We start from the raw sequence: 12,904 nt of genomic DNA on the forward strand, positions 1-12,904 counted from the left end.
CACAAGCAAAAAATCCAATATTATTTTTTATCAAGATATATTACATGCAGTGTAAGATTTTTCACAAATATAATGCAAACAGAGTGAAGAACAAAAAGGAAACGTAGTTTTTGCTGCGTTTCATCTTAATGGATTAGGCATATTTGTGTTTATTCTACGGTCTTTTACTCAAAAGCAATCAATAAATACAATGCTTACGATTAGACGATTAAAATTGATTTTTTATACAAAATCAGCCTGTTGAGTTAAATATTTTCCTATATTTTTATGAATGGAAAACTTTAACCTCAATAGGCTGATTATAAATGCGATTTCAAATAGTTTTATCTATTAAAAATGAGCATATTGACTTATCAATTTTGGTCACTTGAAGAAATCTGAGAGTTATTCTCTATTTCTGAAATAGGTAATTGATAAAGGAAATTACGATCTTCCTGCTCGTGTCTAAATTTTGCAGCAGAGAAATGATTGTTGTTTTCTGCACCCCAAGTTTCATCTGTACGGTCAACTGGAATATTCAAACGACGGTTGTCAATATATTCCAGACCTTCACCCCAAAACTCAACACGTTTCTGATATATTATTTCCTCAATCAAATCAGCTTTGTTGCTAAATGTATATTCATAATCAGGTTGACGGGTTTTCATAAATTCATTGAGTTCTTTTACAGCTTCGTTAGATCCCTGATGAGCCAAAGCTTCCATTTTCATGAAATATGCTTCTTCCGAACGCAAGTAAATATAATCACCTAATTCCCATCCTGCAAATACTCCTGCCTTGATGTTTTCACGACCTGTTCCGATAAACTTCACAGCCTGATATTCTACTGCTGCAGGTGATTTGGTGTCACGTAGCATTGTAACACGCTTAATTGTACCGTCTTCACCTTTAACGTCAGTTCCTGTAGAACGATCACAACAGAACCATTTCAAACGAATATCATTATCAGCAATACGGTCTACCAGCGGTTTGAAGGCAGCACGCCATACTCCGATGCCGGCATATCCATCACCATAAGCATCCATCTGAGAGAAATAAGACCTATATATTCCAGTATTATCTGCTGTAATGTCACAACCATATACAACATCAGGCAAGTTTATATTACTGAATCCCTGTAGTAAATTATCTTCACCTTTCAATATATCAAAATTGTCTATTACTACTTGTGCATACTCTATAGCCTTATCCCATTCTTGAGTAACCATATATGCACGAGCCAAATACATGGCTACTACACATCCGTCCATGTCAGTAGGTGAAGATGTATGCTCCATACCTAATTCTTTAAACAAATTGAAAGATGTAGTAAGGTCTTTCTTAATCTGTTCATCTATTTGAGCAACAGTAGCACGAGGTTGGTCTCCTTCTGTCTTTTCTGTAATAAGTGGAACACATGGAGATTGGGAATAATCATATTTTGATCCACGTCCCCACTTGGTTCCATCTACACCTGTATAGTAAGAATACTGATACAGATATGTCAGGTACAAGTAAGCATAACCACGGAATCCCATAGCAATAGCTCTATATCTCATATTAGCCGGATCAGTGCTTTCAGGATCGATAAGTTTTAGAATATTATTGGCATTCGATATTACTCGATAGTATTCTTTCCATCTGTTATTTGTCGGTGTATAATTCTGCTGCCAGTAATCTATCATATAATGATAGAGACTCATTGCGAAACGACCGGTCATAATCATATCATTACCCATCAGTGATGTCAGATAGTCAAAACTCTTCTGGCCGAAATAATTATGACTCATATCTGTGTCAACATAACTTTGCATGTCAGAATACATACCTGCCACTGCTGCCGAAAATGTCTTGTCCGGATCCTCCTGAGCCACACTGCCCAGTTGATCTTCTGTTAAATAAGCGGTAACGTCAGCGTCTTCAAGACACGATGTAAACAGGCCTCCGGCAATAAGTGCCTGTATCATATATTTCATTATCTTCATATACTATAATATATTTTTAAGTTAGAAAGAAAGGTTTATACCTCCAGAAATTACACGCATTGGAGAATATCCACCATAACTGCTGCTTGCACCAGCCATAGAAACGCGAGGATCAAAACCTTGACGTTTAGACCATAGTGCGAAGTTATCTGCGGTTACATAAATCCTCATTTTCTCAACACTTATTTTTTTCATCAAGTTCTTAGGCAATGTATATCCCAAAGTAATATTACGTATGCTGAAATAGCTTGCCTTTATCAGATTAAGATCTGATGATTGAGTAAATGAATTACCACTATCATTTGCATTCCAGATAGGTAATTTACCTTTTCCTGTTTCCGGATTGAAAGTATCCCACATATCTTTATTATGTCCTACATAGAATGATTGACTCATGCCATCCAAGTAAGAATAGTCATAAGCATAACCACCAATCTGGAAAGCTGTAGCTATAGAAAGATCAATACCTTTGTAAGAGAATGTAGTATTCAAACCACCATTAAAATCAGGCAGTGCAGATTTACCAAGGAAATATTTAGTTGCATCTGCATAAGTAGTAGTTGTTGTACGACCTACTACTTCATTGTTTTCATTTAGCTCATCTTTATACCACATTGGCTTGCCTTCTTCATTCATACCTGCATACATGTAAGTATAGTATTCATAACGGCTTTTTCCTTCTCTTAAATTGAACAAGCCATCGGTAATACCATCTTTACGATTCTCTTCAGGCAGTGTCAAGATACGATTCTTATAGTGAGAACCCACTACAGATACAGTCCATTTCAAGTCAGGTCTGTTGAAGATGTCAACATTCAAATCAAATTCGATACCTGCATTTTTCATCGCACCTAAGTTTTCCCAATTATATGGACGTCCAGCCGTAGAGAAAGCTACAGGACGTTTGAACAACATATCGTCTGTTCTACGGTAGAAATATTCGAATGAACCATATACTCTGTCAAACAAGCGGAAATCAGCTCCTACGTCAAAAGTGTTCTGTTTTTCCCAAGTCAAGTCCGGATTACCATAAAATACAGGTGAATATCCCAATTCAGAACCATTCCAAGTAACTTCGTATTGATCCATGTAAGGAGTATAGGCATAACTATATCCTGAAAGGATGTTTTCATTACCTTGAGTACCGTATGATGCACGTATTTTCAAATCGTTAAGCCATGATTCTGTACCATTCATAAACTCTTCCTTGCTGATACGCCAAGCACCTCCTACTGACCAGAAGTTACCCCAGCGATTCAAGAAACGTGATGTACCGTCACGACGGAAAGCAGCAGAAAGATAATATTTATTATCGTAGTCATAGTCTGCCATAACAAAATATCCTTCTATATTATGGTCAACTGTATAACTGTCGATGTATTGCATCTGACCACCATTTACCAGTTCAGGATTATTAGGATTGAAGAAATTGGTTTTCTGTCCTTCCAGATATTTGAATTCATATTTATAAGCCTCATGGCCCATTTTTGCAGACAAATGATGATTGCCAAATGCGTTACTATAAGCCAAAATCTGGTTAAAGTTTGTAGTAATTGTGTTATAACTACCTTTTGTACCACGACCACCAAAAGACTGTCCATCACCTATTAAAGGTGTATAATAAGTAGTTGAACTGTTGTTGGTAAAATCATAACTGTAGTTTGCAGTAAATTTAAAATTCTTCAGGAAAGATATTTCTATATACGAACGTGAAGTCAGATTGTTATATACATTTTCACGGATATCTTCATTCATGTTTGCTATAACATTCTGATTGGTTGCAGTAGGGCGCTTCCCTGTACCGTCTGTTTCACCATTTCCGGCATCGTACATAGGTTCTCCGTTCTCATAATATTTCATATTTCCTTCTGCATCATAAGCATGAACCGGGTAGATTGGAGCCCAAGAACGTGCTACACTAAACGGATTGGACGCTAATCCGGCCCCTTCCTGCACTCCGTTCTGTGTGGTTTTTGAGTAACCAACATTTGTTCCTACTTTCAACCAAGACTTCAGTTGAGAATTAATATTTGCACGAGCTGTAAAACGATTATAAGAAGAACCTAATACATAAGAATCGTTATCCAAGTATCCCATAGATACATAATAATCAGTCTTATCATTACCGCCTGATGCAGATACATTATACTCCTGACGGAAAGCATTATTAAATAATGCGTCAGCAAAAGTGTCATTATAACGAAGACGAGCATTTGTGTTTAAATTTCCGTCCGGTGTCACCAAGTATTCTCCTTCAGGAATGATGAAAGCATTGTAATTTCCTAATTCGCTCAACAACAATTTACTAGCTTCCAAATTTGCGTCTTCAATTGACATTCCACTTGCCCATTGAGTGTTACGAATACCGTACCATGTCAAACGATAAAATTCTCCTGGATCAGTAACCATATTGTAATCCTTATAAGCACGCTGAGTCACACCCCATGTACCGTTAAAGTTTATAGATACCTTATCCTTACTTCCGCTTTTAGTTGTAACCATTACTACTCCACCTGCAGCACGCGAACCATACAAAGAGTTTGACACTGCATCTTTTGATACGTTAATCGAAGCAATATCTGCAGGGTTTATATCAGACAATCTACCGTTAAAAGGCACTCCGTCAACTACAATCAAAGCTTCATTGCTTGCCGATAGAGAACCAATACCACGTAATACAATACTAGCATCGCTTCCAGGCTGACCTGTTGAACTTACTATTTGCAGACCTGCAACAGTTCCTTCCAAGGCATTTGTTACAGAAGTCGCTTGTGAGTTACTGATAATTTCTTTCTTAACACTACTGATAGAACCGACCAAGTCTTGTTTACGTTTAGTACCATAAGCAACGACTGTCACTTCGTCCAATAGCTCCGAGTCAGAATGCAATTCCACCTTAACAATCTTTTGAATTGCCACTTCCTGTGTTTTCATTCCGATGAATGAAATTACCAGAGTTCCGGCCGAACTTGGAACGTTAGTAATAGTAAATTTTCCATCAATATCAGTCACAGTACCTACTGTAGTACCTTTAACTAATACAGATGCGCCCACTACAGGTAAACCATCCTCGTGAGAAGTGACAGTACCTGTCACTTTAGAGACCTGAGCGTTTACCAGACCTATGCCAATAAACAGGCAGGTCATTAACAGCATCAATTTTCTTTTCATAAAAATCTCTCTTAAAGTTTAACTTTACATTAATAAAAATTTGTTCTCTCTAACAGGCCGCAAAAGTACTAATAAATTTTGAATATTTATCTCTTTTTTCAAGCAAAAAGTCGTCAATCCCTGCTTTTTAACACTTAAATTGACAAATTTCTTCTAAAAAAGCAAACGGTTACATGTTTTACATCATAAAAAAAGCATTTTGATAGTAATCTTGGCTTTAATTACAATTCGATAGTTAATAATATCGCTTATTTTATTCCTTGAAAGATTATATGACACTATATTCATCATTTATAAATCAAAAAGTATTATGCCGAAAATTTTTTTTAAACTAGTTCTTAATCGTGAAAATAACCTAAATGCAAACTCTACGGCTATGGTGGAAATAGAAGCAAAGCTACTTTCCAACAAAGTTTACTTGCCTACAAATGTATTTCTAAAACCTAAGTATTGGAATGTCAAGAAACAGGAAGTAATGCCTTCACACCCTAATCATGAGTTATTAAATAGGTTTCTGGAAGAACATTTACTAAAATTAGAGTGGAAAGAACTTCAGATGTGGAAAAATAATACTCCACTGACACTTGAACAATTAATCAATACCGATATTGAAAATACTAATATAAATGATGGAGCATTTATAGATTTTTGCAAGGAATATATCAATACCAGCAGAAAAAGAAATAGTACAAAAAAGAATCTTATGACAACTGTAAAACTTATAAACATATTTGACTCTGGTACGTCTTTTAGAAGTATAACATATGAATACATAATGGAATTTGAGAAGTTTCTGACTTCAAGAAATTATAAAATTAACACTATAATAAAACATATCAAGCATTTAAGAAGCTTTTATAATGAAGCAATAAACCAAAAATTAATAAAAACCGATGAAGACGCATTTAGAAGATACAAAATGTTAAAAGGTGAGTCGAAATATACATTCCTTCTGCCTGAAGAGCTTCATAAACTGGAAACTTTGTCTTTGTGTGGAAAGAACAGGAAAATGCTACATACGCTAGATGCCTTTCTATTCTGCTGCTATACGGGACTAAGATATTCAGACTTTTGTTCGTTAACTAAAGAGAATCTAATCAATATTGATAATAAATTATGGTTAATGTATAAATCTGTAAAAACAGAAGTCGAAACCAGATTGCCCCTATATCTTCTTTTTAATGGTAAGGCTATGTCCATATTAAAGAAGTATAGCTGCGATATAGGCTCTTTCTTTAAGATTAGTTCAAACTCCAGTATAGATAAAGAGCTGAAGAGGATAAAAGTGTTGGCAGGAATTAATACACATATTTCATTTCATACGGCCAGACATACAAATGCAACTTTACTTGTATATAAAGGTGTAAATATTACTACTGTACAGAAATTGCTAGGACATAAAAACATCCGTACCACCCAGCATTATGCTGACATTCTTCCGCAAGGTATTGTGAATGATCTGGAAAAGAATGCTTGAAAATATTATTAGATCAATGTTTGATACAATACAGGAAACGACAAAAGTCTTGAACTAGATTATTATATATAAATAGGTGTATCCAATGTTGTATATACCTTTTTACCTGTAAACTTGGCCAGGAATAACAGCATAAACTGACAACCAAGTTCAGTACACTTAGAACGTGCCCACATTTAATCTAAAACGTGCGCACGTTTTATTTGAAACATGCCCACGTTTTTTTCGAGGTATGAGAATGTAAGAAAACGTACAATAACTGTCGAACACTAAACATTTCTTTCTAATACTTTACGCTTCAAAAGATTTAGTTGTCTTATGCAGGATTCAATATAAAAAGAGGTGTAATACGAGTATTTCTAACATAGTGAAAAATAGATATACTATTTATATAAATATTTTGTAAATAAGTAAAAGTTCGGCCGGAACTCTGGTTATTTCGTTCATTGGAATGAAAACACAGGAGGTGGATATCAAACCGGTAGTAAAAGTATCACTTCATTCTGATACAGAGGTGCTGGATGAAGTTATGGTTGTAGCTTATGGTACAGCACGTAAAGAGTCTTTTACAGGTTCTGCAGAGGTTATCAAAGCTGATAAAATAGAAAAAAGACCTGTTGCCAACGTTACAAAAGCATTGGATGGTATGGTAGCAGGTGTACAAACTACATCGGGTTCTGGACAACCGGGCTCAGGGGTCTCAGTTGTTGTTCGTGGTTTTGGTTCTATAAACTCATCACAGAATCCATTGTACGTTGTAGATGGTGTACCTTATGATGGTAATATTTCTGCTATCAATCCTAATGATATTGAATCTATGACTGTATTGAAAGACGCATCAGCTGGCGCTCTATACGGTTCACGTGGTGCTAATGGAGTCGTTATGATTACTACCAAAAAAGGAAACTCAGGTAAAGTTAAAGTTAATTTGAAAGCTAATTGGGGCGTTTCTTCTAGATCAATTCCACGTTATGAGACTATGGATGAAGCTGGTTATTTGGAAACAGTATACCAATCATATAAAAACGATTTGATTTATAATGATGGTATGTCTCCATCAGATGCGTCTGTATTGGCCCTCCAAAATATGAAAAGTGGTGCTACTGCTATCTTGGGATTAAATGAACAGTATAATCCATTTAATTATTCTATTACAGAACTTATCGACCCAACTACTGGAAAAGTACGTAGTGATGCTTATTTAAAATATTCAGAAGACTGGATGGATGAAGCTATGGATAAAAGCCCTTTACGCCAAGAATATAATGTTTCATTCAATGGAGGTAACGAGAGAACTAAATATATGTTCTCTATGGGTTATCTTGATGAAGAAGGTTTATTGAAGACAACAAGCTTCAACCGTCTAAATGGTCGTATGAATATCAGTACAGATGTTACTAACTGGTTAAAAGCTGGAATGAATGCCAGTTATTCGAGAAATGAAAGTAATACTGCTGTAGAGAATTCTTCTGGTTCATCAAACGTTTGGTATACAGCGCAACTGATGGCACCTATTTATCCTGTATTTGAAAAGGATGCAAACGGTTCTACAGTTATGGATAATTTAGGTAATCCTGTGTTTGATTACGGCTCTAATCGTCCTGCAGGTGCAAATGCAGACTGGAATACAATTGCTACATTATATGATGATAAATACTCTACAACAAGTGACAACTTAAGTGGACGTATGTTTGTAGACTTGGGCGATTTGAAAACTGGTCCGTTACAAGGATTGAAATTCTCTGTAAATTATGGTTTTGATATTGTAAACTCTGCAGGTATGACTTATTATAATCCTTATAATGGAAACTCTGTTTCTGTAAAAGGTACAATACAGAAGGCCGTTGCAAGAACTATGAGTTATACATTCAACCAATTATTAAGTTATGATAGAAAATTTGGAGTACATCATGTTTCTGCTATGGTTGGTCACGAGTTCTACAAATATAACTACCAGTATCTAGGTGCATCAAAAACAGGCTTCCCATTTGGTGGATTATATGAATTGGATGCTGCGACTACTATCACTAGTGCATCTTCGTATCAGCACAATTATGCTGTAGAATCAGTCCTGTCGCGTTTTGCATATGACTATGCGGACAAATATTATTTGTCTGCGAGTTTCCGTACTGACGGTTCTTCTAGATTTCACAAGGATAACCGTTGGGGAAACTTCTGGTCTGTAGGAGCAAATTGGCGTATTTCGCAAGAAGAGTTTTTAAAAGATGTTTCTTGGATTAACAATCTATCAGTTAAGGCCAGCTATGGTGTTCAGGGTAATGATAATCTAGGAACATATTATGCATGGCAGTCATTCTATGATTTAGGATACCCAAATGGAAATATGAGTGGTGTTGCATTGTCATCACTTGAAAACAAAGACTTGAAATGGGAAAAAAATGGTAACCTGAATGTAGGCCTAGAAGGTAGATTTTTTGATTGTTTATCTGTTGGTATAGAATGGTATAGCCGTAAAACTAGTGATATGTTAATGTCATATCCTATGGCTACATCATTAGGTTTCGATGGATATAACAAGAATATAGGTAGTATGCGCAATACAGGTTGGGATATTACATTAAATGCCGACTTAATCAGAACAAATGATTTCAACTGGAATCTTACTTTAATGGGATCAACCGTTAAAAACAAAGTGTTACAGCTTGCTGACAAACCCGAAATCATCTCTGGTAGCTACATCATTCGTGAAGGTGAAACATTAAATTCATTCTATACAGCAAGTGCAGCCGGTGTTGATCCAGCAACTGGTAAGCAACTATACTGGGCTTGGGATACAGATGAAAATGGTGTAAAAGGTGAAAAATATATTACTGACAATCAGGCAAAAGCTACTGCATGTAAAGAAATTCAGGGCAGTCGTATTCCTAATTTATATGGATCATTCACTAACAGTTTTAAATACAAGAACTTTGATTTGAGCGTTCTGTGCACTTATTCTATTGGTGGTAAAGTCTTAGATGGTGTATATAATACATTACTTTATGGTAACTATATTGGTCAGGCAAAAAGTAAACATCTTGAACGCGCATGGAAACAACCAGGCGATATTACCGACATTCCTAGAATTGAAATAGGTAAGAGCTACATTATTACAGATAACAATTTGATTAATGCATCATATTTGTCTATCAAGAACATTACATTAGGATACTCTTTACCTTCCAATTTGATCAAGAAACTGAATATGGAGAATATCCGCATCACAGCAACCGGAGACAACCTGGTACTATTCAACCATTTGAAAGGTATGGACCCACAATACAACTTCACTGGTGGTACAAACTTTGGATATGTTCCTGTTAGAACTATTTCATTCGGTATAGATGTTACATTTTAATGATTAAAACTATAGAAATAAAATGAAAAAGAATTTATTATATATCTTTTCACTTGCAGGTTTATTGACATTTAACTCCTGTGCAGATGAATTGAATACAGAACCAACTGATAAAGTTTCAGGAACTCAAGTTTTCGAAGATGCCAATAGTGCAGAAGCGGCAATAAACGGTGTATATAGAATGTTATACGTTGCCGGATGGAGTGCAAACTGGGGTTCAGAGAACTGTGGACAAACAGCAATCCAGTTGCTGGCAGACTTAATGGCAGAAGATCATTTGATGTATAGCCAGGGACAAGGCTGGTTCTATGAAGATTACAGACTAAATGTACATGGAGATTTTTCGAATACTTCAGGTCGTTCATATTCTATTTGGAACTTCTACTATACTATAATCAGTAATCTGAACTATATCATTGCTTCCGAAAATACAATGGGAGGTGATCCAGCAGAAGTCAAAAGAATAGTAGGTCAAGCATACGCTATGCGTGCATATAGCTATTTCTATTTGATACAATTATATCAGCAGACATATAAAGGTAATGAGGATAAACCAGGTGTTCCTGTATATACTGAACCTACAGTTGCTGGTTCCGAAGGAAAACCTCGTGGTACTGTTCAGCAAGTATACGACAGAATTAATGAAGATTTAACTAAAGCTACTACTTTATTAAAAGATCTTGAACAGAAAGATATTTCTCACGTAGATTACTATGCAGCTCAAGGTTTTCAGGCCAGAGTTTCATTGGTACAACATGAATATCAGAAAGCTGCCGATGCTGCAGCAGAAGCACTTAAAAAGCCAGGACTCCAATTGGCAAGTGTTGAAGATTTAGGTGGAAATAATAACGTAGACGTTTCGGATGTTATGTGGGGTATGAAAATTATAGCAGACCAATCTAGTGGATTTGCAAGTTTCTTCTCGCACATGGACGCTGATGCCCCTGGTATGTACGGATCGAAAGCACCTCAATGCATTAGCACAGGTTTATATAAACTTATACCAACTACAGATACACGTTTAGCATGGTTCCGGGGTGCACTGAGTGAAGATGAAGAGGTTGCTGGAACATCTAAAATCAGCTATTGTCAGTTAAAATTCAAAATGGCAGATTATACAACTCGTACAGGAGATTATATACTGATGAGAGCTGAAGAAATGGTCTTAATTAAGGCAGAAGCAGAATGTCATTTGGAACAATACGCTACAGCTCGTAACACTATAAAAGAACTAGGTACATTACGTGATAATGGTTTTGAAACAAGATTAGCAGGTAGAACAGATTCTAATTCTTATAATTCTAACACTAACTCAGCATTAGTAACGCTGATGGATGAAATTTTATTCCAACGTCGTGTTGAATTGTGGGGTGAAGCAGGTAGAATATTTGATTTGCAACGTCTCGGTCTAGGTTATAACCGTAAATATGAAGGCTCTAACCATACAGAGACTGTTCAAACAAAGAATACTGAAGCTGGTTCTCCATTGTTTATTCTTCCATTACCTCAATCAGAAATTGACGGTAACGAGAACATAACCGATGCTGATCAGAATCCGATAGTACAATAATTTAATGCACAAATAAAAATGAAAAAAAATATATTATATTGGAGTTTAAGCCTTTTATTAGGTACAGCAACTTTCACTTCGTGTAATACAGATGCTGAAGGTGCAATGTACGAAAATGGAACAGGTGTAAGTTTTGCTTCAACGACAATGTCTGAAGAAGTTTCAACAGAAAACGAAGGTAAAATTCTTGTTCCTATATACAGATCAAACACAAATGCTAATTCAGAAGTACAAATTTCTATTGATGAAAGTACTGTAGCTGAAAACATATTCACACTGAGTTCGTCGACTGTAAAGTTTGATGAAGGAGAGAATGTTTCTTATATTGAATTAAACTTTGATCTAAATTCACTGGGTGCTACAACTACATACAATATCACTTTAGGAGTTCAGGATGCATCACAAGTATCCATATCAGGAGAGGGAAGTATAAAAGTTACTGTTAAAAGACAGTTGACATGGGCATCTTTTGGTACTGGGCAATTTACTTCTGAGTTTTTTGGTCAAACTTGGCCACAGACAATAGAAAAAGCTGCTGAAGGTAATATTTATAGATTAGTAGACTGTTATGTTGAAGGATATCCTATCGTATTTTCATTAAGCGATGATGGACAGGAACTTGTTGCGTGGGATATACAAGCTACAGGTTATACTAATGCAACTTATGGAATGGTGTATTTTGCAGCAACAGGTATGACGCGTGAAGGTAATATCTTACGTTTCCCAATGCAGGGAGTTGTAGAATATAATGGTGGTTGGGGACTGTTATATCAAGGATTTACAGAGATATTAGAGTTGCCTGCTGAATAATCAAGTAACAATCAAAGGATTTCATAAAAAAATGAGGCTATTACAAAAAGATTTAGCCTCATTTTTTTATGTGGGTACGCTCGGCATGAGTATTAGCTAACGGGTGCAAGTCCCCAATGAGCCCTAATAGCGGGAATCATATAGCTAAAAGCAAGGGTGTCCATCGTGAGGTGGAATCTGAAGGAAGCTGGCGGCAAACATCTGGTCTGACGAACAGAAACTTCATATAAGGCATGTGACCGTGGGCAAGGTTGCCCAACAAACCAAAGCCCTATCGCTATTCGGAACGGTTAATGTAGATGAAGCAGACATAAGATGGAAAGTTAATACCCTTATCCGAGGAGATCTCACGGACGCATGAGAATAGAGAAAAAAAATCGAAATCAGCGGAGTAAAGCTTGCCGTGAGAAGTCAGCAGAAGTCATAGTAGCAAACGAGCCGATAGGTTTGTGAAGGACTGAACCTAATAATTAAACGATAGTAATAGAAACATACCTAATGAAAGAACGAATGCAGAAAACATTATCCGAAGTTAATGACTGCCCTCAAAGAGA

The 12,904-nt window shown here is 36.1% G+C and carries 6 protein-coding genes; 4 read left to right on the top strand and 2 right to left on the bottom strand.

Features of this window, described 5'->3' with window-relative positions; genetic code table 11:
- Window positions 1-353: 353 nt before the first annotated feature.
- Together H6A27_RS10455 and H6A27_RS10460 are read right to left on the bottom strand one after the other, a co-directional pair.
- On the bottom strand, window positions 354-1,964 hold the full coding sequence (locus H6A27_RS10455; RefSeq protein ID WP_204508636.1) for a RagB/SusD family nutrient uptake outer membrane protein: 1,611 nt from the start codon (window positions 1,962-1,964) through the stop codon (window positions 354-356).
- Between the two features lie 21 nt (window positions 1,965-1,985).
- Window positions 1,986-5,135 carry a SusC/RagA family TonB-linked outer membrane protein gene (locus tag H6A27_RS10460; protein ID WP_204508637.1) on the bottom strand — a complete coding sequence of 1,050 codons (3,150 nt, stop codon included), beginning with the start codon at window positions 5,133-5,135 and terminating at the stop codon, window positions 1,986-1,988.
- Window positions 5,136-5,445: 310 nt separating this feature from the next.
- On the opposite strand from H6A27_RS10460, the gene H6A27_RS10465 reads away from it, so the two are divergent.
- From H6A27_RS10465 to H6A27_RS10480, 4 genes are all read left to right on the top strand, one after another.
- A complete protein-coding gene (locus tag H6A27_RS10465) occupies window positions 5,446-6,612 on the top strand; it encodes a site-specific integrase (protein ID WP_204508638.1) in 1,167 nt (388 codons plus the stop codon).
- Window positions 6,613-7,018: 406 nt separating this feature from the next.
- Window positions 7,019-9,970, top strand: coding sequence for a SusC/RagA family TonB-linked outer membrane protein (locus tag H6A27_RS10470; RefSeq protein WP_338083602.1), 2,952 nt, complete (start codon window positions 7,019-7,021; stop codon window positions 9,968-9,970).
- A gap of 22 nt (window positions 9,971-9,992) precedes the next feature.
- Window positions 9,993-11,540 (top strand): RagB/SusD family nutrient uptake outer membrane protein, encoded by a 1,548-nt coding sequence (locus H6A27_RS10475; RefSeq protein WP_204392608.1) that lies wholly within the window; start codon window positions 9,993-9,995, stop codon window positions 11,538-11,540.
- Between the two features lie 18 nt (window positions 11,541-11,558).
- Window positions 11,559-12,350 (top strand): hypothetical protein, encoded by a 792-nt coding sequence (locus tag H6A27_RS10480; RefSeq protein ID WP_204508640.1) that lies wholly within the window; start codon window positions 11,559-11,561, stop codon window positions 12,348-12,350.
- Window positions 12,351-12,904: the final 554 nt, after the last annotated feature.

Origin of the sequence: Bacteroides caecigallinarum (genome assembly GCF_016902295.1) — a bacterium.
GTDB lineage: Bacteria > Bacteroidota > Bacteroidia > Bacteroidales > Bacteroidaceae > Phocaeicola > Phocaeicola caecigallinarum_A.